This is a genomic window from Streptomyces sp. NPDC101118, assembly GCF_044759445.1.
Classification (GTDB): Bacteria; Actinomycetota; Actinomycetes; order Streptomycetales; family Streptomycetaceae; genus Streptomyces.
Genome location: NZ_JBIVZG010000002.1, coordinates 572043 through 592655, shown reverse-complemented (window position 1 = coordinate 592655; position 20613 = coordinate 572043). Strand labels below are relative to the sequence as shown.

Genomic DNA, 20613 nt, shown 5'->3' with positions numbered 1-20613 from the left:
CCGCCACCGCCGACACCACCAGACAGGAGAGGTATCTCCTGTAGGGAATTTTCACATCCGAGCCCTTCGATCTTCACACGGTTTTCAGGCATGCCGATTCAGGGCGCGTGGGGGTACGCCCTGAGTGCCTGCCGTGTTTCGTCAGCCCGTCAATTCGCTGTCAATTCCGAAGGCAAATCGGACATGCCGCATCAAAGTTGCCCTCTTCCGGGGCATATCCCTCGGGTTCGCCGGGCGTCGGATACGTGGTGTATAAAGTCCCGGTTCTGCGGCGGGACTTTCCCGCCCGGTAAAACCTCGACCGAAAGCGCGGACTTCTCATGGCCCCGACGAATCCCACGGAAACACCGGAGAACCAGGCCGTCACGCCGTCAAAGAGCGCCGAGGCAAGGGGACTTGACCGGAACGTCATCGGCATCGCCGGTGTGGTACTGCTCGCGACCTGCGGACTCGTCGGCTACGGGATCCTCTCCACACCCCAGGATCCGGAGCCGGCGGCCGTCCCCTCGGTCGCGGTGACGTACGAGGTCACCGGCACGGGCACGGCCGAGATCGCCTACCGCAGCGACGCGGAATCCGCTGCGGCCGCGGTGGAGCGGAATGTGCGACTGCCCTGGAAGAAGACCGTTCAGGTCCCTCTGACCGAATCCCCCACCGTGAACATAACCCTCGACAAGACGGGCGGCCAGGCGAGTTGCACCCTCGCGGTCCAGGGTAAGCACGTGCAACTTGCCACTGCGTCCGGCGCCTACGGACGTGCGACGTGTACGGGGCCTGCACGCCCGTCCAATTGAATACATGACGCCCCTTCAGCAAGGGCGTGAGGGAGCGAATGAAGAATCCGTCTTCCGGACCGGGTGCATACCCGGTCCGGAAGACGGATTCTTCATTTTGACGACTTGTCAGTTACAGCTCGCCGCGAGGCCGCACGGCGGCCCCAAGTCCCGGGCCTCCGCGGGTCGACGGGCGGAGGGGCGACGTCACAGACGAGTGAGGACCGTCTCGGGGGCGCCGTCGAGGACGAAGCCGTTGTCGAAGCGGACGCGGGCGGTGACGTGCCCGCCGTGCTCCTGGAAGTCGCTCCACTGCGGTTCCAGGTCGCGGACCTCCTCCTGGAGGCGTTGCCTGCTCGCCTCGGGCATCGTGTGGCCGTAGTCCTCGAGGAGTGACCGGAGGCGCAGGTACTCACGGACGTCGTGGCTCTCGCGCGGCGGCCCGTCGACCCGTTCGACGGTTCCCTCGGCGCCGGCCGCCAGGGACAGGAGGCCTGCCGTGGCCCCCGAGGTGCCTGCGACGGCTTCGCCCAGGGAGATGTCCACCGCCAGCTTCACGCGCTGACCCTGCGCCAGACCCATTGTTCTTCCGTCCCCAGTCGCCGCCGACCGCGCGCCGGGCGGCCGCGGTCGTCCCCATTGTCCCACCGGCGGTGCCCGAGGCTGACGGGCGAGATCACCATCGGGACGTGCGTCCCGGCCGGCCCCCGGGCGGGAGCGTGGGGTGCCAGCGTCCGGCGGTGTCGAGGAGCAGGGCGTCGGCGTGGTGGCGGGCGATCAGCTGGAGGCCGACGGGTTCGCCGTCCGGGGTGCGGCCGGCGGGCAGGGTGATCGCAGGGTGGCCGGAGAGGTTGAAGGCCCAGGTGAGTGCCACGCTCATGCGCCGGCCGGGGCCGTCGTGGCCGTGCGGTGGGTGGGGCGTGGTGGGGGTGGCCAGGAGATCGGACTCCTCGAACACCTCGTGCAGGGTCTGCGCGTTGTCGTCGGCCAGGCTGGTGGTGTGCCCGTCGGGCGTGCCCCCGCGCAGCGCGGTCCACGCCGGGGCCGGATCGCGCAGCTCCACGGGCCGGTCGACGAGGCGGCACAGCCCGGCGCGGGCGAGGTGGTGGAGGGCGCGGAGGGCGGTGGCTGCGACGGCCGGTGCGGTGTCGGCGTACCCCAGGGTGGGGGTCCACGTGACGCGGGGTGTCCCGGCCTGCACCGGGGGCGGGGGCGGGCCGGTGACCACGGCGCGGAAGTAGGCCAGGGCGTCGGCCGGGTCGCGGACGAGCACGCCGGGGGTGTTGAGTCCGGCCCGGTCCCGGGCGGGCAGCAGGCCGTTGGTGGGCTTGAAGCCGGTGACGCCGCACCAGGCGGCGGGGATGCGTACGGATCCCGCCCCGTCGGAGCCGGTCGCGAGGGGTACGAGACCCGCTCCGACGGCTGCTGCGGAGCCGGCCGACGAGCCGCCCGGCGACCAGTCGGGGTTGAGGGGGTTGAGGGTGGGTCCCCGGTCGGTGGCGCCGTACGTCTGCCAGCCCGTCCCGGCCCGGGGCACGGATGTCGCACCGATCGGTACGCAGCCTGCGGCGACGAGGCGCCGGTTCTGCACCGAGTGGGTGCCCTCGCTCGCCTTGACGGCGACCGGTACGCCCGCCAGCGGCAGCCGTACCCCCCGGGCCACCTGGGCGTCGACCTCCGCGGCCCGGCTCCGGGCGGCATCGGCCCACAGGGCGGTGAAGGCGCGCAGCCCGCCGTCGTGTCGGGCACTGACGGCGAGCGCGGTGTCGGCCACCTCCGCGGCCGTGACCCTGCCGCGGGTGACCAGGCCGGCGATGCCGACGGCGGAGAGTGAGGCGTACCGGTGCTCGTCGAGCATGGCGGACCTCCTGGCGTGGTGTCGTGCGGCGTCCACGGTGAAGCGTACGGTCGGAACCGTCAGGGCCATCAGCGGCCGGCCTCCTCGGCCGCACGAGGAAGAAGCGGGAAGAACCGGCATGGCAATCCAGCGGATGGACAACGTCGGCATCGTCGTGGACGACATGGATGCCGCCATCGCGTTCTTCGTGGAACTCGGCATGGAGCTGGAGGGCAGGGCGGAGGTCTCGGGCCCCTTCGCCGACCGGTGCACCGGACTCGACGGCGTGCGCTGCGACATCGCCATGGTCCGCACCCCCGACGGGCGCAGCCGGCTCGAACTGGCGAAGTACCACAGCCCTGCGGCCATCGGCGGCGGGCCGCGCAACCGGCCCCACAACGTCCTGGGCACGCACCGCGTGATGTTCGCCGTCGACGACCTGGAGGACACCGTGGCCCGGCTGCGCCCGCACGGCGCCGAACTCGTCGGCGGGATCGCCCGCTTCGAGGACGCGTACCTGCTCTGCTACCTCCGCGGCCCGGAAGGCATCATCGTCGGACTGGCCGAGGAGCTGCCTTCGGAGGGGCCGTCGTCCTGACGGCCCCGGAGCGCTGCGGGCCGGCCGGATCCCGGCGCTTATGATCCCGGGATGGAAATCGAACTGTCGGATGCGCTGGACGAGCTGGTCGAACTGCAGGAGGCGACCGACGAGGCGCACGCTCAGTTGACACGCCTTCAGGAAGAGCTCGGGGACTCCGCCGGATGGACCGAAGAGCAGCAGGTGACCTGGCGGGACGCGTGGGAGGACGCCCGCGAACCCTGGTGGCTGCTGGATTCGGCCCTGGACCACTACGCGGAGCAATTCGGCATGGACCGCGAGGAGCTGGAAGCCACGGTGCAGAAGGCGGCGGGCCACGCGCTGCAGGACGAGGCCTGACGGTGCGGGTCAGCCGTCGAGGTCGAACACGCCCCACTCGGTGAACGGCTCGGCCTGGACGTGGATCCTGCTTCCACGGGCGACGACGCGCCGGCGACCGGGGGCGGCGCCGGTGGGCAGGGTGAGCAGGCCGGTGTCCGTCGGCTCGACGGTGGTTTCGGTGAGCTCTCCGCGGGTGAGCAGGTCCCGCTCCTCGGCGTAGCCGCCGTAGAAGGCGACCCGATCACCGTGGACGGCCACCGCTTTGGCGCCCCGTACGCGGTTCGCCCGCACCGTCACGGGGCGGTCGGGGCGGTCCGGGCGTATCTCGGTGAGCGGGAAGTCCATGTAGGTGCACGCCCAGGCCGTGGTGCCCGACACGTTCAGGGCGTAGCAGTCGTAGAGGCCGGGGATGTCTGCGCCGTACGACGTCCAGGCGACCTTGCCCGTGGCGCTCCAGCGGCGGATTCCGGCCGGGTTCTCGTCGAAGTGCCCGACCCAGATGTGGCCGGCCTCGTCCACGAGCAGGTGCTCGATGGCGTCCCCGACGGAGAAGGACGAGGCCTCGCGGCCGAGCGTGTCGAAGACCTGGACCTGGTCCGCGCCGTCGTGCCGGCGGGTGCGGGACGCGGCGACGACGAACCTGCCGTCGGGCAGGCGGTCCAGGTACGGCCAGCGGGCCCGCACTGCGCACAGCTCGGTGAGTTCGACGTTGCCGTCGGGATGGACGGACACGACCAGGGCGTCGAAGGGCGGGAGATCGCCGTCGGGCCGCGGAGCGCGTTCGGCGAGCAGCCAGTGGGCGGCGCCGAAGACGTCGACGGTACTGGTCAGGACGTGGCGGTCGTGGTGCGTTCGGGGAAGGCGGGCGTAGGGGACGAGGGCGGTCTTCTGCACGGGCGGGCTCTCCTGGGCGGGCGGTCACGGACATCGGGCGCTGCGGGTGGGCGGCGGTCGGTGGCGCGCGGGCGGTGGAGAGGGGGGCGCGGCGCCTAGACGGCATGGCCCTTTCTGGTCGTCACGAGGTGATCATCGTCGACATCCGGTCCGGTGGCAAAACCGTTTCCGTGCGCCGGCCCCTTGGAGTGCATCCGCGGAGGGGCGGCTGTCGGAAGATGCTGCAGGGAGAGCGGCGAACCTGCTGAGGAGACGGCCATGATCCGAGTTGCCCGCACCATGCTCGTCCCCGTCGCGATGCAGGACCTCGTGGTCTACCTCGCGGACTTCGCGCACGCCGAGGAGTGGGATCCGGCGACCGTTTCCTGCGTCCGCCTGGACGCGGGACCCGTCGCGCCGGGCTCGCGGTGGCGGAACACCTCGCGCTTCCGCGGGCGGGAAGCCGAGCTGTCGTACCGGCTCGATGTCCAGGAGGGCGACCGGCTCGTGTTCAGCGGCGAGAACCGTACGGTCGCCGTCACGGACGACCTCCGCTTCACGCCGGTGGAGGGCGGGGCGACCCGGCTGGTCTACACCGCGACGTTCCGCTTCAAGGGCGTGGCCCGGCTGGCTGCTCCGTTCGTACGCGGCGAGGTCGAGCGGCTCGGGGACGGCGTCGCCGCCGCCCTGCCGCGCGCCGCGGCGCGCTGATCCCGGACCCGGTTCCTCCGGCGGCGCCTGGCGCAGCTACGGCACCCGGATGAGGAAGACCTCGTCGACGAAGCACCAGGCCCACGGCTCGTCGCCGGCCAGGGAGAGGGCCACGGGGTGACCGGTCTGCTCGTGGTGGGCGTAGGCGTGCCGGCCCCGGGAGCTGTCGCAGCAGCCGACGTGCCCGCACGTGACGCACCACCTCAGACGGGTCCAGGTCCATCCGCGGACACGGCACGACGCGCACTCCCGGGAGGGTGGTCCCGGTGGGTCCGACAGGGCCGCCACGTGGGAGCAGGAGCGCCCTTCGGGACGTCCTCCGTCGGGCGACACCGCCCATGAGGAGGGCGGCAGTCGCGGGTCGTGGGAGTCGGCGCCGCTGCCGGTCATCCCGGACTCCTTCCGTCCAGGTGTCTGGTCCGGACGCGCCGTGACGGGTGTCGTGGTGCGTCGGCTGCCCCCTCTGCACGTTACGCCGTTGCCGGGGGCCGGGGCGAGGCGTTCCGGCGTGCGGCACCGAACCTCAGGGCGGGGTGCCGTCCTGTCGTCGGCCTGTGCGCAGGACCTGCTCGACGTCGTGCAGCCGGTCCAGACCCTGTACGGCTCGGGCGGTGCGCGGGTTGGCGGCCAGGCGGGTGCGGTGCCGGTGGACGAAGGACCAGTACCCGGTGGTGTACGGGCAGGCCCGGTCGCCCGTACGGTCGCCCGGGCGGTAGGCGCAGCCGCCGCACAGGTCGCTCATGCGGTGGATGTAGGCTCCCGCGCTGGTGTACGGCTTGGTGGTCATCAGGCCGCCGTCGGCGTATTGGGACATGCCGATGACGTTGGGGAGCATCACCCAGTCGTAGCCGTCGACGAAGCACCGGTGGAACCAGTCGGTGACCGCGCGGGGGTCCCAGCCCTGCTGGAGCGCGTAGCTCCCGAGGACCATGAGCCTGGGGATGTGGTGCGTCCATCCCGTGTCGCGGACCTGGGCCAGGACCGTGGAGAGGCAGCGTGCGGTGACGGCGTCGGCATCGAGCTCGAGGAACCAGTCGGGCAGAGGGGCGCGGTGTCCGAGCGCGTTGCGGTGTCGGTAGTCCTCGCCGAAGTACCAGTACGTGTGCCACACGTACTCGCGCCAGCCCGCGACCTGCCGTACGAAGCCCTCCGCGCTCTGTACGGGTACGTGGCCGGCCCGCCAGGCGTCCTCGGCGGCGCCGACCACCTCCGCCGGGTCGAGGAGGCCCAGGTTGAGCGACGAGGACAGCAGGCTGTGACTCATCACCGGGTCGCCGGCGAGCATGGCGTCCTCGTGCGGGCCGAACGTCGCCAGGCGGTGTTCGGTGAACCGGCGCAACGCGGCCAGTGCTTCGCGGCGCGAGGCGGGGAAGGTGCGCGGGCCGTCGCGTCCGACGAAGTCGATGCCCTCGTCGCGTTCCCAGCGGTCCAGGTCGGCGCGCACCTGTTCGTCGATGTCGTCCTCACGCGGTCGGTACGGTGCGGGCACCCCGAGGCCGGCTGCGTGCTTCGGCGGTGGTTCCCGGTTGGCCCGGTCGTGGTTCCAGCGTCCGCCGGCCGGCTCGTCGCCGTCCATGAGGAGGCCGAGTTCGTGGCGCGTCCACCGGTAGAAGTCCTCGTGTCTCAGCCGCTCGCGGCCGCCGGCCCAGGAGCGGAAGGCCTCCGCGGGCACGAGGAAGCCGCGTGCGGGCAGGACCCGGACGTTCGGCAAGGAGCTGACGAGGTCGTGTGCGGCCCGTGAGGTGGGGTGGTGCACGGTCACCGGGGCGTCTCCGACGGCCCCGCGCAGGCCCTCCCGGTAGGTCTCGGCGCGGACGTAGTGGACCCGGTCGCCGAGTTCGGCGGCGCGGTGCCGCATGGCGGAGAGCAGGAGGTGGGCCTTTGCCCGGTGGAACCTCCGCCGGCGGAAGACCGAACGGGCCTCGACCATCACGACGGGCGCGTCGTCGGCGGGTCCGGTCTCGCCGGTGCGGAGGAAATGGGGGCCGAGCTGGTCGCCGAACAGCCAATGCCACACAGCCACCGGTCTCCTCCGCGCAGTCTGATGAAGGATCCAGCTATACAGCCGCCCGGCCGGGTGGACGAAGGGCGCCGCGCCGGTGACGTCCACGAGGGCCGACGGGCCGGGCTTCGCAAGGACCGGTGTCCGGGCGGGTGATGGGGTGCTGTCGGCGGCGTCGCCGAGCAGGGTGACCCCCGGCACGCGGTCCACCGGTAGCCGGCCGATGTGGGCCTGGGGTGTCAGCGGCCGGCCGTCGGCGAGCGCCTGCTGGAGGTCGCGGAAGTACTGGACGTACAGGTCGGGGGTGAAGGTGCTGAGCAGGACGGCGGGCTGGTCGGTGAGGTTGGCGAAGGTGTGCGGGGTGCGGGGTGCGGGGCGGAACGATCACGAGGGTGCCCCTGGTGGCGTCGTGGTCCTCCTCCCCCACGGTGAACCGGACGGTGCCGGAGAGGACGTGGACGCCTTCGTCCTGCAGGCCGTGGGGTGTTGGGGCGGTCCCTGGGTGTGCGGAGCGAGGACGGATTCGGCGATCGCGAGGCGGTGCCCGGTGTGGCTGCCGTCCTCCAGGACGCGCATGCGCGTGGTGCCCAGAACGATCGTCTCGCCCTCGCCGGGACCGCCGTTGAGCCGGACCGCGGAATGGTCGCCTCCGCGGCGGGCGGAGCGTAAATGCGTCGACAGCGCCCCTCGGCCCAGGCAGAGTGGCCGCCCGTGACGAGCAGCGAACTGTGGACCCGCGCGACCGCCGAGCGCTACGACGCCGAGGAGACGGACATGTCCTCGGCCGGCGTCCTCGGACCGACCCTGGACTTCCTCGCCGAGCTGGCCGGAGACGGCCGGGCACTGGAGTTCGCCATCGGAACGGGACGCGTGGGCGTCCCGCTCCGGGAGCGCGGCGTGCCCGTGGTCGGTGTCGAGCTGTCCGAGCACATGGCAGCGGTGCTGCGACGCAAGGCCGACGAGGACACGCTGCCGGTCGTCATCGGGGACATGGCCACGACCGTCGTGCCCGGTGAGTTCACCCTGGTGTACCTCGTCTACAACACCATCTCGAACCTGCTCACGCAGGACGAGCAGGTCGAGTGCTTCCGCAACGCCGCACGTCATCTGGCGCCCGGCGGCCGTTTCGTCATCGAGCTGGAGGTGCCGCCGCTGCGGTTCCTGCCGCCCGGCCAGGTCGCGGTGCCGTTCGACGTCTCCGGGCACCATCTCGGCTTCGACACCTTCGACCTCGTCGAGCAGGTCCTCGTCTCGCACCACCTCACCCGCGACAGTGACGACGGCCGTTACCGCCGCGACAGCTCCCGGCACCGGTATGCCTGGCCGGCTGAGCTCGACCTGATGGCACGGATCGCCGGGCTGGAGCTGGAACGCCGGGTTGCGGACTGGGACGGGACGCCGTTCGGGCAGGACTCCGGGAAGCACGTCTCGGTGTGGCGCAAGCGGATCACCGTGCGGTGACCGGCATGACCGCCGCCGCCCTCCGCGAGGCCGCGGGACCCCGAGCCGGAGGCCGCCGCCGCTCGGGGAAGCCTCCGGTGTCGGAACGCGCGGCAGAGGACGGCCTCGGCGTGGTGCACGGAGCTAGATGCGCGAGTTGCGCAGGGACTGCCACACGGCGCCGGCCAGTGCCCGGGTCGCGCGCGGGACCGACAGGTGCTCGTGCTCGCGGTAGAGGGCCCAGTTGTACTGCACGAGCGACAGCTTGTTCGACGACAGCGATCCCGCCTGGTGGGCCCGGTACACCGCGAGCGGCTCGGCCAGCCCCCGGGCGTCGGCACCGTCCCGCATGATCGACAGCCACAGGGCGTAGTCCTGGCGCTTGCGCATCTCCGGCATCAGCCTCGTGCCCAGGACGTTCCGGTCGTACATGGCGGTGAGGGCGCCGATGTAGTCGCGGACCAGCATGGCGCGGTAGTCCACGTGCTCCCGGGCTCGGACGACGCGTCCGTTGGGGACCCAGTCGGTGCTCTCGCCGTCGTGGTCGGCGTCCATCTTGAAGTACGAGGTGAACGTCAGGGGCGCGGTGCCCTCCGCGGCGAAGGCCAGCTGCTTCTCGGTCTTCTCGGGCAGCCACATGTCGTCGCTGTCGAGGAAGGCGACGTAGTCGCCGCGGGCCCGCTCGATCGCGAGGTTGCGGGCCCGGCCCGCACCACCCTGTTCAGGTGCCCGCTGCGGCAGGACGCGCTCGTCCTGCTCGGCGAACTCGCGGAGCAGATCCATCGAGCCGTCGGAGGACTGGTCGTCCGTGACCAGCAGCTCCAGGTCGGTGTGCGTCTGCGTGAGCACCGATCGGACGGCTGCCCCGAGGGTGGCTGCCGAGTTGTACACGGGCATCACGACGGACACCAGGGGCACAGCGCTTCTCCTTGCAAGACCGGGAAAGAGGGTCCATTCAAGCACCGACGCTCCAGTGCTGCCGACTCCGCCTCCGGTTCGGCGCTCGCGGGGGCGCCGCGGCAGGTGCCGGCGGAGTGGCCCAGCCACGCGACGGCGGCCTTCCGAGACCACACCTGGCCGGCCCGCTCGACCCGGATCTCCGGGCCTCCGATCAGGTGGGAGGAGACCGCCGGGCCGGAGTGCCTGGTGGTTTCCGAGCCGGTCTGTCCTAGGTTCGTGGGACATCACGGGAGGCTGCCGGGGGTGCGGCCGGAACGGCGCCCCCTGAGGGCCGGACGGCCGAACACCGTGCGTGGCACGGGAAAGAGGCCCCTGGTCCCGGTTCCGCCGTCCCCGGTCCCCTCGTCGAAAGGTCGCCTTGACGTGCTCGAAATCCTTCGGGTCGGCGCGCCGGCGGGCAGGTCCGTCCGGCACCGCCGGACCGCCGCCGCGTTCCTCACCCTCCTGTCCGCCCTCCTGCTCGCGCTTCCCGGGTGGTTCAGCGCCGCCGCGACCGACGCTTCGTCGGCCCAGCTCAAGGTCCTGACCCGCAATCTCTATCTGGGGGCCGATCTCCGGCCCGTCCTCGGGGCGACCGACAGTGCCTCCCTCATCGCCGCCGTGACCAAGGTGTACGCGCAGGTCCAGGCCACGGACTTCCCCGAGCGCGCGGAGGCGCTGGCCGACGAGATCGCCGCCTCGGACCCCCATCTCGTCGGCTTGCAGGAGGTCAGGCTGTGGCGGAGCCAGACTCCGGCCGACCTCAGTCCCACGCCCAACGCCACGCGCGTCGAGTACGACTTCCTGCAGATCCTGATCGACGAGCTGGCCCTGCGGGGCAAGCACTACGCCGCCGTGGCCACGCTCACCAGCACCGACCGCGAGCTGCCCCGGTCCGTTCCGGGCGGCCTCCAGGACATCCGGCTCACCGATCGTGACGTGATCCTGGCCCGCACCGACCTGCCCACGAAGCAGTTCTCCGTCACCAACGCACAGCAGGGACTCTTCCAGGCCCGGTTCGTCATCCCCCACCCGGCGCTCGGGAACATCGCCTTCCCCCGCGGCTGGTCCGCCGTGGACGCCACCGTCCACGGCCGTACCGTCCGGGTGGTCAACACCCATCTCGAGGCCGCCGCCCCCGCGGTCCAGGTGCGGCAGGGGAACGAACTGCTCGGCGGTCCCCTCGGCACCGCCCTTCCCACCGTGCTCCTGGGGGACCTGAACTCGGCTGCCGGAGGCGTCGGCGCCGTGCCGGGCAGCACCGGCACACCGACCCTCGGCAACCTGCTGGCCGCCGGCTTCCACGACGTATGGATCGACAGCCACCGCAAGAATCCCGGCTTCACCTGCTGCCAGGCCGCCGACCTGCGCAACGCCACGTCGACCCTGAGCCAGCGCATCGACTACGTGCTGTTCCGCAACGGCATCACCGCCGTGACGGCCGGGCGCGTGGGTGAGGAAGAGGGCGACCGCACGGCGTCGGGGCTGTGGCCCTCCGACCACGCGGGCGTCCGGGCCGTGCTCAGGCTGCCCCAGCGCTGAGGCCGGGATCCGGCCGGGCAGGCAGCCTGCCCGGCCAGATCCCGCCGGTCTCCGTCAGGGGCAGGTGACCAGGACGATGGAGAGGGCGGTGCAGGACGCCGTGGCGGTGTCGTTGGCCGACTGGGGGTCGGTGGGGGTGGAGGCCGTGCGTGCTGCGGTGGCCTTGACCGGGCCGAGGGTCAGGAGGTGGAGGGGGACGCGGAAGGTTTTCGACGCCGTCGCCTGGTCGGCGATCGTCCCGTAGGTGCACGTGACGGTGGCGGCGGTGGTCGTGCAGCCGGCGGACAGGTGGGTGGCTGCGGCGCCCGGCGGGAGCGTGGCCTTCAGGGTCGCGGAGGTGACGGTTCCGGGGCCGGTGTTGCGGGCGGTCAGGGTGTAGGTGATGTAGGGCGCCAGGATGCCCAGGTTCGGCTGCGCGGTGAGGTCGACGTCGATGTCGGCGGGCGGGGCGAGGTAGGCGTACCGGCCGGCCGGGGTCGCCGGGCTGGTGCCGCCCGAGGTGGTGACCCGTACGTCGACGGTGCCGGGCGCGTGGGCGGGAGTGGTGACGGTGCAGCTCGTGGCGGTGCAGTCGGTGATGGCGGCGGGGGTGTCGCCGAAGGTGACGGCGGTGGCACCGGCCAGGTTCGTGCCGGTGACCGTGACCGCGGTGCCGCCCGCTGCCGGGCCGGAGGCCGGGCTGACTGCGGTCACGGCCGGCAGCGCCGTGCCGAGGCCCAGTACGTCGAGGGTTTCGCTGCCGTTCTTGACGACGTAGGCGAGGGTGCCGTCCGGGCTCAGCCCGGCGGCGACGGGACCGCCTCCGACCGCTACGGCCTCCGTGACGGTGCCGGCCGCCGTGTCGATCACCGACAGGGTGTGGTTGCTGATGCTGGGCACGTAGGCGGTCGTGCCGTCGGGGCCGACCGCGGCGGCTCCCGGGTTGGCTCCGGTGGTGATCGTCGCGGTGACGGCGAGCGCGGCCGGGTCCACGACGGACACGAAGTCGTCGAGGCCGTGGCTGACGTAGACCGCGCCGGAGACGGGGTTGACCCTGACCCCGAACGGCCGGGCGCCCAGGGCCACGGTCCCGGTGGCGGTGAGGGTGGCTGTGTCGATGACGGTCAGGGTGTTGTCGCCGAGGTTGCCGACGTAGGCGCGCGTCCCGTCGGGGCTGAAGGCGACGTCGCGCGGGGACGGGCCCACGGCGACCGATGCGGTGACCGTGTTGGTGGCGGCGTCGACGACGCGGACCGAGCCGTTGGGGGCGGCGGTGTCGACGACGTAGGCGCGGGTGCCGGACGGGGCGACCGCCACGCCCCGCGGGTCCTGGATGCCGGTGATGGTGGCCGTGACCGCGTTGGTCGCGGTGTCCACGACGCTGACCGTGGCCGAGCCGCGGTTGACCACGTAGAGCCGTGCGCTGTCGGGCGTGACCGACAGGGCGGCCGGGCTGTTGCCGACCGGGATGGTGGCACCGACGGTGTTCGTGGCCGTGTCGAGCACGGTGACCGTGTTGCCCGGCGTGCCCATGTAGACACCGGAGTTGCTGACGTAGACGTGCTCGCCGTCCGGGGCCACGGCCACGTGCTCGGGGTTCGCGCCCAGCGGCACGGTGGCGATCACGCTCGGCGGGGCCGCCGCTGCCGGGGGCGCGCTCAGGGCCCCGAGGCCGGTCGCGACGAGGGCGAATGCGGCGGCCAGCGACGTGCGGCCGCGTCGGCGGCGCTGGTGCGGGCGGTGGCGGGTGCTCGGGTGGTGCGGACGTAAGCGGGTGATCGCGGACACGGTGAATCCCCCCTCGGAGGCCGCGGCACCACGGCGGGAAGCGGAGGCCCCCGGGGAACCGGTGGTGGCGCGACGGCAGAAACAGTTCTGTGGTGCCGACCAGGCTCAGCGGGTCGCCGACATCGTCGCAGCGCACGATCACCAGCCGTGCCGAAGTTTCACACTTGCCCGTTTCGGATCGAGTGCTGACCGGATTGACCGCCTGGACTGCCTCACGCCCTCCGCGGCCCGGCCCCGGTCAGGAGGGGTCCCGTCCGTGTACCGTCACCGTTCGACGGTCAGGGCCCAGGTGGTGGTGGACGGGGCCGTGACCTCTACGGCTGAGTCACCGCGGGCCGACTTCAGGTGGATCTCGTTGTAGGTGCTCCTGACCTGCCCGTCCACGCACTGCAGGGGGAAGCTCAGCCCGACCGCCGTGATGAGCACCGTGAGGGTGCCCTTGCCCTGGCAGTTGACCTGGATGCCCAGCCGTCCCGCGTCGACGTACCCGATGGGCAGGGCGGCGCTGCCCTTCCGGGAGGCCGCCTGGAGGGCGACGGTGCCGCTCGCGGGCCGTGGGGCCCGGGTGACGCTCTTGCCCGCGCCGTGGTCCGCTCCGTCGAGCCGCGAGGTGCTCGGCGAGGGCTTCACCGGCACGGTCGTCGCGGAACGGGGCGGCGCACCGGTCGCACCGGAGCACGCGCCCAGGGCCAGGGCCATCGTCCCTACCGCTGTGAGCGTCGCGGCTCGGGAGCGGCGCGGGCGGCTCCCGGAGCCGCTCGGGTCCACGACGGATGCCGGCCGTCCGCAAGGAGCGTGAGGCTGGTGATCGTCGACGGTGTTCATGGTCATCCCCCCGATCAGCGCAGGTGGCAGTGGCGCTGCACCAGACCCTAGGAGGCTCGCCGATCCGCACACCAGGGATGACGATCATGTTTGAGCAAGGTATGAGCTTCCACCTTGCCTGCGGCTGCCGGACGGCGGAGCGGCCCTCCGTTGGGTGGAGGGCCGCTCTTGGGTCGGGGGTGGTCGTGGTGTTACGGCGCTACCTTCAGGAGTTTGTTCGTGGTGCCGGCGGTCGGGTTCTTGATGGCGTCCGGGGTTGCCGCGGCCGTGAGGGCGGCGGCGGTGTCCGCGGGGGTGGCCGACGGGTTGGCGGCCAGGTACAGAGCGGCCGCTCCCGCCACGTGGGGCGCGGCCATCGAGGTTCCGGAGATCGTCTTGACGCCGGTGTCGCTGTCGTTCCAGGCGGAGGTGATCTCGGAGCCCGGGGCGTACAGGTCCACCACCGAGCCGAAGTTGGAGAAGCCCGACTGCTCGTCGTCCTCCGTGCTCGACGCGACGGTCAGGGCCGCGGGCACCCGCGAGGGCGAGCCCTGGCCGGCGTCGGCGGACTCGTTGCCGGCCGCCACCGCGAAGGACACGCCGGACGCGATGGCGCGTTCGACCGCCGCGTCCAGCGCTTCGTCGGCGCCGCCCCCGAGGCTCATGTTGGCCACCGACGGCCCGGTGTGGTTCTGCGTCACCCAGTCGATGCCCGCGACGACCTGTTCGGTGGTGCCCGAGCCGTTGTCGTCCAGTACGCGCACCGCGACGATCCTGGCCTTCTTGGCGACGCCGTGGGCGGTGCCGGCGATGGTGCCCGCCACGTGGGTGCCGTGGCCGTTGCCGTCGTCGGCGGTGTCGTCGTTGTCCACCGCGTCGAAGCCGTGGCCGGCCCGGCCGCCGAAGTCCTGGTGCGAGATCCTGACGCCGGTGTCGATGACGTACGCGGTCACGCCCTCCCCGCCGTTGTCGGGGAACGTGTACTTCCGGTCTCCCGCGGTGTCGGTCTGGTCGATCCGGTCCAGGCCCCAGGACGGGGGGTTCTCCTGCGTCTCGTTGATGCTGAAACGCTTGTTCTGCACGACGGTGCCGACGGCGGGGTCCGCCGCGAGCTGCCTGGCCTCCTTCACCGTCAGTCCGGATGCGGAGAAGCCGTTGACCCTGGACCCGTAGGTGCGCTCCAGTTTGCCTCCGTACTTCTTCGCGAGGTCGTCCTTGTTCGCGGATGCGTCGAGGATGATGACGAAGCTGCCGTCCACGGCGCCAGGGGCGCCGAGGCCGTGCACGGTCCCTTCGGCCGGCGTGGCCGCCCCTGCGAAGGGGCTCGCGAACAGGGCCGCGGCGGCCGCCGCAGCGGCTCCCGTAGCTATGAGCCCGTTGCGAAGTCGGTGGGATCGCTTGTGAGTTGCCATGTAGAGGGTGCTCCTCGTCTTGACGTGTGGGGCGTCAAACGGTCTGGAGAACCCTGTTCCGATTGACAGGAGCAAATCAAGAGCGAACCCGGGGTGGGGAGTTGTTCAACAAGGTTTCTTTAAAGGCCCTCCACATCACGACCCACTCGCACACGCGTTCACGCGAACTCCTTTACAGGGCCGGCACGTTCCGGTCCCGTGGTGGAGCGGTGCGGAGTGGTGGAAGCGTTCGCTTCGTTGCCGTGGGTGCTACGGGCGTCCGAGGGCGAGGGTGAGGATCTCGTGCCAGTCGACGGGCGGGTACGCCGCGGGAGGGCCCGGGCGCAGCCTGGGGACCCGTACGCGCAGGGCTCCGGGGCGTACGGAGCAGACGACCGGGGTGGGCACGGTCAGCGCCTCGCCGTCCACGGCGACCGGGATGCGCGCGGCATCCGAGTCGATGACGATCCGGGCGGAGGTGAGTGAGTGGAGGCCGGCCGCCCCGGCACCCCGGAGGGCGACCTCGGCGGCCTGGGCCGCGCTGTTCACCCGGATCGCCACGACACCGAGCACCCCGCGGTCGAGCCGTGGCCTGCGGCCGCCGGCGGCCATCGGTTCGGGGGTGGCGTAGGGGTTGTTGCTGATCAGGAGGGCCTGCTGGCCCTCCAGGCGGCCCGAGTCCGTGACCGCGTCCAGCGCGTTGCCGGCGTATCCGAGCAGGAGGTCGGGCATGGCCTCCAGGGCCGTCCGCGCCTGGGCGTCCCGGTATTCGGGGCGCTGCACGACTTCGGCGTAGACGCCGAAGGAGGCGGTGTTCACGAACACGTGGCCGCCCACCACGCCCAGGTCGACCCGGAGTTCCTCGCCGTCCGTGAGCGCGTCCAGGCAGCGTACGGGGTCGTCGCGGTCCAGGCCGAGGTCCCTGGCGAAGTGGTTCCTGGTTCCGGCGGAGACCACCAGGAACGGCAGGTCGTGCTCGGCCGCGACCTCGGCCACCTTGGCCTGGGTGCCGTCGCCCCCGGCCACGCCGAGGAGGTCCGCACCTTCGGCCACGGCGCGGCGGGCGATCACGGCGACGTCCGTCGCGACCGTGGTGTCCGTCGTGTCCAGCAGGACGACCCGGGCACCCAGTGCCTCGGCCTTCTCCACCAGACCGAACCGGACGACCTTGCCGCCGCCGGACTTCGGATTCATGATCAGGACCGGCTTCCGGGGACCGGGCGCGGACACGGCCCGCATGCCGTGCGGCCGCCGCACCTCCCGCAGCGCCGTTCCCGCGCACACCAGTGCCGCCAGCCACAACGCCAGGGCGGTCAGCGCCGTGGGCCACAGGCCGGCGCGGGCGAAGGTGACCAGTACGGCCAGCGGCGCGGCCACCATGAGCAGGCCCCCGCCCAGCCGCAGCCAGCCGCGGCGGGACAGCATCCACCACGTCCCCATGGCGCCGAGCACCACGCCGGCCAGCCCGGCCACCACGATGACGAGGCCGCTGTGACCGAAGGCAGCCACCAGCGCCACCAGTGCGCCGAGCGCGCAGACCAGCGCCAGCCTGGCCGACCACCGGGCGCGCGCCGAGGTGCCGGTGCCGGTGCTGCCACCGGTGCCGGCAGGGGGTGACAGTGCCATCCGCCTCACATCCTCTGGCCGGTCCTGGCGGTCCCCCTGCCGGAACGGCAGGTGGGAGGTGCGGCGCGGTCCGGGACGGGGACCGGGTCCCGTGCCTTCACGGTACGCGGGCGGGCGTGCGGCCGCCGACGTGAAGGGGCCGGGCGGATGGCGCGTACGCATCCCACGGGGCCATTCGGGTGCCTCGGGGCCCGATCGGGCGCGTGGCGGGCAGTGGCCGCCGGAAGATCCGGTGTAGGTCTGCCTGCCGGGGCCGCCCCGGCGCGGCGGCGGGTGGCCCTGGGCAGGAAGGCCCTGGGGAAGCGGGGCGGGGAGCACCCGGTGGGAGGGGACACGCATGGCTGACGCAATGGTCCTGAAGGCGCAGAGGTTCATCAACGGCTACGCCGTCGACGGCATCCCGGACGTCGAAGAGGACGGCCGGACCAGCTGGACGGTGATGTACGCGCTCACCCGCGTCCTCCAGCACGAGCTGGGGCTCTCCCCGCTCTCGGACAGCTTCGGTCCCGCCACCCTCGCCGCCCTGGCGGCGAAGTTCCCGGTGATCGACGCGAACACCCGGCACGAGGCCGTCTGCCGGGTCGTGCAGTCCGCCCTGTACTGCAAGGGGTACGACGGCGGCGACATCGAGGGCACGTACAACCCGCGCGTGGCCGCCTCCGTGGCCCGGGTGAAGCAAAACATGGGCGTGCAGGCCGCGTACCCCGGGGACGGGGTCACACCGAAGGTGTTCAAGGCGCTGCTCACGATGGACGCGTACACCGTCGTGGCGGGGGGCACCGAGCAGATCCGCTCCGTCCAGCAGTGGCTCAACGGCCGGTACGTGGGCCGCCGGAACTTCTTCGTCGTCCCGTGTGACGGGAACTTCTCCCGGGACGTGCAGAAGGCGCTCATCTACGCGATCCAGTTCGAGCTGGGGATGGGCGACGACACCGCGACCGGGGCGTTCGGGCCCGCGACCCGCGACGGGCTGGTGCGCAACCCGGTGTCGCAGGGCTCGACGGGCACGTGGGTGAACCTCTTCAGCGCGGCCATGATCTTCAACCGGCGGGCCGGGGTGACCTTCACGGACTCCTTCGGCGCCCACCTCGCCTCCTGGGTACGCGAGTTCCAGTCCTTCGCGAAGCTGCCGGTGACGGGGCGGGGCGACTACCAGACCTGGGCCTCGCTGCTGGTCTCGACGGGCGACCCCACGCGCAAGGGCACCGCGTGCGACGGCGTCACCGAGGTCACGGGGCCGCGGGCCCAGGCCCTCCGGGACGCCGGCTACCGGATCGTCGGCCGCTACCTGGCGAACCGGGCCGGGTCGTCGCTGAACAAGCAGATCCAGCCCGGCGAACTACGGCTCATGGCCTCGTACGGCCTGCGGACCTTCCCCATCTACCAGACCAACGGCGGCGAGGCGGGCTACTTCAGCCGGGGAACGGGGATCGCCGACGCGCTGCACGCCGTCGAGCGGGCCCGCCACTACGGGTACCAGCGGGGCACCCGCATCTACTTCGCCGTCGACTTCGACGCGCTCGACGCGCAGGTGACGGAGCGGATCCTGCCGCACTTCCGCGCGGTCAGGGACACCATGAGCGAGCACGGCCCCGAGTACGAGGTGGGCATCTACGGTCCCCGCAACGTGTGCAGCCGGGTCCGCGCCGCCGGCTACACCTCGGCGAGCTTCGTCAGCGGCATGTCCACGGGCTTCTCCGGGAACCTCGGCTACCCGCTGCCCGAGGACTGGGCGTTCGACCAGATCTCGACCGTCGAGGTCCGCTCCGGCGACGTCCGCATCGAGATCGACAACAACATCGCCTCGGGGCGGGACGAGGGCCAGGGGAGCTACGACCTCGAACAGTCCTCGGCGGGCCTCGACGTCAGCTTCGACATGGCACGGCGGAGCGCGATGCTGGCGGACGTCCAGTCGTACTTCGTGAACGAGATGGGCGTGCCCGAGAAGGGCGGCGCGGGCGGTCTCGCCTTCAGCCTGCGGACGACGACGCAGTGCTTCGACATCCTCATGGACCACGACTGGCTGATCACCCGGCTCGCCCGGAACCTGCGGATGCGCAAGGCGCTGATCCAGTGCCCGCTGATGTGGGAGATGCGGGCGTACAACTCCGGCGACGTGCTGGCCGACGAACTCGTCATCGACCACCACAGGGGCGGGCCGAGCACGAAGCGGGACTGCAGCACCGGCCCCGGGCAGATCTTCGCCAACACGGCGATCCGCGCGCGCAACCACTGCATCCGGGAAGGGCTGATCGGCGGGACGATCATGGACGCGGCCAAGGACGGCGACCTGTGGGCCGTCTGGCAGCGGCTGTACGAGGACACGGTCTACAACCTCGGCACCGTCCCGCTGGTCCTCATCGAGGGCGCCGACGAGATCGGCGTCGGACGCCCCGGCCTCGACACCCCCGAGGAGCAGAGCAGGCTCACCCTCGCCCGCTACAACGGAATCGACGAGAGCGCGCAGGGGTACGGCACCGCGCTGCTCGGGCTGTACCGCGTCTTCGAGAAGTACCACGCCCCGCTGCGGGCGTAGTCGCGCGGTGGCCTGCGGCCGCTCGCGAACCGCCTGCTCGTGTCCCTCCTGTCGAAAGGCCCGGCATGACCTCCTCCGCATCCGTCCACGTGCCGCGCCGCTCGGTGCTGCGTACGGGCGCCGGCCTCGCGGTGTCGGCGAGCCTCGCCGCTGCGGCGGCCCAGGCACGGGCCGTGGAAGCGGGCGCCGGGCCGGCATCCGGCCCGGGTGCACCCGGCGCGCGGCGCGCTGGGCCGACCAGCGCGAACGGCTGGCCCGTCGAGGACGCCGCCGACGACGGCGGGGCGGTCTGGACCGTGCCGGTCCCGGGCAGCCCGCTCTCGGTGGCCCTGCGCATCGGCGACGTGTCGGCCGTCCTCGTGCACGTCGTGCGCCGCTACCACTACGAGATCGACACGCTGGCCGCCGGCGAGCTCACGGGCTTCCGGCGGCTGTCCGGAACGCTGCGGGGACACACCACGGACCACTCCACGGACCACGCCTCGGGTACCGCGGTCGCGGTCCGGCCGGGGTGGTTCCCGCCGGGTGCGCGCGGCGGGCTGTTCGCGCACCAGGTGAACGTGGTGCGCGACGTCCTGGCGGAGGCGCAGGGGGTGGTGGCGTGGGGCGGCGACTGCCGCGTCCCGGACGAGTCCCGCTTCCACATCGCCGTACCCCCTGCCGACCCGCGCCTGAAGCGCCTCGCGGACCGCGTGCGCGGCTGGGCGGACGTCCCCGGGGCGGGTGCGGGAACCCGCGTGGTGGGGTCCTGAGACCACCGGCCTTGCCCTGATCCCCCGTTTCCTCCGTCGTCGACGCCAGGAGTCCTCGTGTCCCACCGAAGCCGGCCGCTCCATCTGCTGCGAGCCGTCACGACAGCCGCGGCCCTCACCCTGCTCGCCCTCGTGCCCGCCTCGGCGCAAGCCGCCGCGTCCCGGACCACCGCGGGCGCGCGGCCCTCGGTCTTTCCGCCGGACGGGCACGTGGGAAGGCTGGTCAACGTCGGCAGCGGCAAGTGCCTGGAGATCGCGGACGGTTCACACGCGGACGGCGCCCGTGCGCAGCAGTGGGACTGCGTGGGTGTCCGCCACCAGTCGTGGCGCTGGGTCCTGGTGGGCGTGGCGTACGACCAGTGGGAGCAGGAGTGGCACAGCTACCGCCTGGTGAACGAGGAGAGCGGACTCTGCCTGGAGATCGCGGACTTCTCCCGCGCCGACGGAGCCCGGGCCCAGCAGTGGCAGTGCGCGAACGCGGCGTCCCAGATCTGGAGCGTGCCGTACGCGCACCACCGGCGCACCCTCGTCTACAACAACCACAGCGGGAAGGCCCTGGAGATCGCGGACGGTTCCCTGGCCAACGGCGCCCGGGCGCAGCAGTGGCAGGTTCCGCAGTACGTCCCCCAGCACATGTCCTGGGACTTCTAGCCGGACCGGGGCCGGGCGGGCCGGGGCCGGGGCCGGGGCCGGCGGGCGGG

The 20613-nt window shown here is 72.3% G+C and carries 19 protein-coding genes and 1 pseudogene; 9 read left to right on the top strand and 11 right to left on the bottom strand.

Annotated elements, in window-relative coordinates:
- Nucleotides 1-320: 320 nt before the first annotated feature.
- Nucleotides 321-794, top strand: a complete 474-nt coding sequence (locus ACIQUQ_RS05710; protein ID WP_403971673.1) for an MmpS family transport accessory protein — start codon at nt 321-323, stop codon at nt 792-794.
- A 186-nt stretch (nt 795-980) separates the two neighbouring features.
- Here the strand turns inward: ACIQUQ_RS05710 and ACIQUQ_RS05705 are convergent, their stop codons facing one another.
- Together ACIQUQ_RS05705 and ACIQUQ_RS05700 are read right to left on the bottom strand one after the other, a co-directional pair.
- Nucleotides 981-1355 (bottom strand): hypothetical protein, encoded by a 375-nt coding sequence (locus ACIQUQ_RS05705; protein ID WP_403971671.1) that lies wholly within the window; start codon nt 1353-1355, stop codon nt 981-983.
- A gap of 94 nt (nt 1356-1449) precedes the next feature.
- Complete coding sequence (locus tag ACIQUQ_RS05700) at nt 1450-2700, bottom strand: amidase (protein WP_403971669.1); 1251 nt, start codon at nt 2698-2700, stop codon at nt 1450-1452.
- A 49-nt stretch (nt 2701-2749) separates the two neighbouring features.
- Here ACIQUQ_RS05700 and ACIQUQ_RS05695 point away from each other — a divergent pair, with 49 nt between their 5' ends.
- Complete coding sequence (locus ACIQUQ_RS05695) at nt 2750-3208, top strand: VOC family protein (RefSeq protein WP_403971667.1); 459 nt, start codon at nt 2750-2752, stop codon at nt 3206-3208.
- A gap of 51 nt (nt 3209-3259) precedes the next feature.
- The gene (locus ACIQUQ_RS05690) at nt 3260-3547 is read left to right on the top strand and encodes a hypothetical protein (protein WP_403971665.1); all 288 of its coding nucleotides are present in this window, start codon (nt 3260-3262) and stop codon (nt 3545-3547) included.
- A 9-nt stretch (nt 3548-3556) separates the two neighbouring features.
- On the opposite strand, the gene ACIQUQ_RS05685 is transcribed toward ACIQUQ_RS05690, so the two are convergent.
- Nucleotides 3557-4423 (bottom strand): hypothetical protein, encoded by an 867-nt coding sequence (locus ACIQUQ_RS05685; protein ID WP_403971663.1) that lies wholly within the window; start codon nt 4421-4423, stop codon nt 3557-3559.
- A 258-nt stretch (nt 4424-4681) separates the two neighbouring features.
- Between ACIQUQ_RS05685 and ACIQUQ_RS05680 the strand changes: the two genes are divergently transcribed.
- On the top strand, nt 4682-5113 hold the full coding sequence (locus ACIQUQ_RS05680; RefSeq protein ID WP_403971661.1) for an SRPBCC family protein: 432 nt from the start codon (nt 4682-4684) through the stop codon (nt 5111-5113).
- 36 nt (nt 5114-5149) lie between these two features.
- Here ACIQUQ_RS05680 and ACIQUQ_RS05675 read toward each other — a convergent pair whose 3' ends face one another.
- From ACIQUQ_RS05675 to ACIQUQ_RS05665, 3 genes and pseudogenes are all read right to left on the bottom strand, one after another.
- The gene (locus tag ACIQUQ_RS05675; protein ID WP_403971659.1) at nt 5150-5503 is read right to left on the bottom strand and encodes a UBP-type zinc finger domain-containing protein; all 354 of its coding nucleotides are present in this window, start codon (nt 5501-5503) and stop codon (nt 5150-5152) included.
- A 133-nt stretch (nt 5504-5636) separates the two neighbouring features.
- Nucleotides 5637-7136: a cryptochrome/photolyase family protein gene (locus tag ACIQUQ_RS05670; RefSeq protein ID WP_403971808.1), complete on the bottom strand. Its 1500-nt coding sequence runs from the start codon at nt 7134-7136 to the stop codon at nt 5637-5639.
- Between the two features lie 201 nt (nt 7137-7337).
- Nucleotides 7338-7691, bottom strand: a pseudogene (locus ACIQUQ_RS05665) (cupin domain-containing protein); the annotation flags it as partial.
- A 135-nt stretch (nt 7692-7826) separates the two neighbouring features.
- Here ACIQUQ_RS05665 and ACIQUQ_RS05660 point away from each other — a divergent pair.
- Complete coding sequence (locus tag ACIQUQ_RS05660) at nt 7827-8576, top strand: class I SAM-dependent DNA methyltransferase (protein ID WP_403971657.1); 750 nt, start codon at nt 7827-7829, stop codon at nt 8574-8576.
- Between the two features lie 123 nt (nt 8577-8699).
- Here the strand turns inward: ACIQUQ_RS05660 and ACIQUQ_RS05655 are convergent, their stop codons facing one another.
- Nucleotides 8700-9473, bottom strand: coding sequence for a glycosyltransferase family 2 protein (locus tag ACIQUQ_RS05655; protein WP_403971655.1), 774 nt, complete (start codon nt 9471-9473; stop codon nt 8700-8702).
- Nucleotides 9474-9878: 405 nt separating this feature from the next.
- Between ACIQUQ_RS05655 and ACIQUQ_RS05650 the strand changes: the two genes are divergently transcribed.
- A complete protein-coding gene (locus ACIQUQ_RS05650; RefSeq protein ID WP_403971653.1) occupies nt 9879-11036 on the top strand; it encodes an endonuclease/exonuclease/phosphatase family protein in 1158 nt (385 codons plus the stop codon).
- A 54-nt stretch (nt 11037-11090) separates the two neighbouring features.
- Here the strand turns inward: ACIQUQ_RS05650 and ACIQUQ_RS05645 are convergent, their stop codons facing one another.
- The 4 genes from ACIQUQ_RS05645 to ACIQUQ_RS05630 form a co-directional block, all read right to left on the bottom strand.
- Nucleotides 11091-12803 (bottom strand): IPT/TIG domain-containing protein, encoded by a 1713-nt coding sequence (locus tag ACIQUQ_RS05645; protein ID WP_403971651.1) that lies wholly within the window; start codon nt 12801-12803, stop codon nt 11091-11093.
- Nucleotides 12804-13067: 264 nt separating this feature from the next.
- On the bottom strand, nt 13068-13502 hold the full coding sequence (locus tag ACIQUQ_RS05640) for a hypothetical protein (protein ID WP_403971649.1): 435 nt from the start codon (nt 13500-13502) through the stop codon (nt 13068-13070).
- 317 nt (nt 13503-13819) lie between these two features.
- The gene (locus ACIQUQ_RS05635) at nt 13820-15019 is read right to left on the bottom strand and encodes a S8 family peptidase (RefSeq protein ID WP_403971647.1); all 1200 of its coding nucleotides are present in this window, start codon (nt 15017-15019) and stop codon (nt 13820-13822) included.
- A gap of 249 nt (nt 15020-15268) precedes the next feature.
- Nucleotides 15269-16624: a diacylglycerol/lipid kinase family protein gene (locus ACIQUQ_RS05630; RefSeq protein ID WP_403971645.1), complete on the bottom strand. Its 1356-nt coding sequence runs from the start codon at nt 16622-16624 to the stop codon at nt 15269-15271.
- A 337-nt stretch (nt 16625-16961) separates the two neighbouring features.
- On the opposite strand from ACIQUQ_RS05630, the gene ACIQUQ_RS05625 reads away from it, so the two are divergent.
- The 3 genes from ACIQUQ_RS05625 to ACIQUQ_RS05615 all read left to right on the top strand — a co-directional run bounded on the left by ACIQUQ_RS05625 (nt 16962) and on the right by ACIQUQ_RS05615 (nt 20563).
- The gene (locus tag ACIQUQ_RS05625; protein WP_403971643.1) at nt 16962-19160 is read left to right on the top strand and encodes a glycoside hydrolase domain-containing protein; all 2199 of its coding nucleotides are present in this window, start codon (nt 16962-16964) and stop codon (nt 19158-19160) included.
- A 65-nt stretch (nt 19161-19225) separates the two neighbouring features.
- Nucleotides 19226-19912 (top strand): hypothetical protein, encoded by a 687-nt coding sequence (locus ACIQUQ_RS05620; RefSeq protein WP_403971641.1) that lies wholly within the window; start codon nt 19226-19228, stop codon nt 19910-19912.
- Nucleotides 19913-19969: 57 nt separating this feature from the next.
- Entirely contained in the window at nt 19970-20563 is a 594-nt protein-coding gene (locus tag ACIQUQ_RS05615; RefSeq protein ID WP_403971639.1) for an RICIN domain-containing protein, read from the top strand.
- Nucleotides 20564-20613: the final 50 nt, after the last annotated feature.

Bases quoted from the DNA above. Each gene is read 5' to 3' on its own strand.
- ACIQUQ_RS05710 (WP_403971673.1), top strand. From the start codon at position 321: ATGGCCCCGACGAATCCCACGGAAACACCGGAGAACCAGGCCGTCACG.
- ACIQUQ_RS05705 (WP_403971671.1), bottom strand. From the start codon at position 1,355: ATGGGTCTGGCGCAGGGTCAGCGCGTGAAGCTGGCGGTGGACATCTCC.
- ACIQUQ_RS05700 (WP_403971669.1), bottom strand. From the start codon at position 2,700: ATGGCCCTGACGGTTCCGACCGTACGCTTCACCGTGGACGCCGCACGA.
- ACIQUQ_RS05695 (WP_403971667.1), top strand. From the start codon at position 2,750: ATGGCAATCCAGCGGATGGACAACGTCGGCATCGTCGTGGACGACATG.
- ACIQUQ_RS05690 (WP_403971665.1), top strand. From the start codon at position 3,260: ATGGAAATCGAACTGTCGGATGCGCTGGACGAGCTGGTCGAACTGCAG.
- ACIQUQ_RS05680 (WP_403971661.1), top strand. From the start codon at position 4,682: ATGATCCGAGTTGCCCGCACCATGCTCGTCCCCGTCGCGATGCAGGAC.
- ACIQUQ_RS05675 (WP_403971659.1), bottom strand. From the start codon at position 5,503: ATGACCGGCAGCGGCGCCGACTCCCACGACCCGCGACTGCCGCCCTCC.
- ACIQUQ_RS05640 (WP_403971649.1), bottom strand. From the start codon at position 13,502: ATGGCCCTGGCCCTGGGCGCGTGCTCCGGTGCGACCGGTGCGCCGCCC.
- ACIQUQ_RS05635 (WP_403971647.1), bottom strand. From the start codon at position 15,019: ATGGCAACTCACAAGCGATCCCACCGACTTCGCAACGGGCTCATAGCT.
- ACIQUQ_RS05630 (WP_403971645.1), bottom strand. From the start codon at position 16,624: ATGGCACTGTCACCCCCTGCCGGCACCGGTGGCAGCACCGGCACCGGC.
- ACIQUQ_RS05625 (WP_403971643.1), top strand. From the start codon at position 16,962: ATGGCTGACGCAATGGTCCTGAAGGCGCAGAGGTTCATCAACGGCTAC.
- ACIQUQ_RS05620 (WP_403971641.1), top strand. From the start codon at position 19,226: ATGACCTCCTCCGCATCCGTCCACGTGCCGCGCCGCTCGGTGCTGCGT.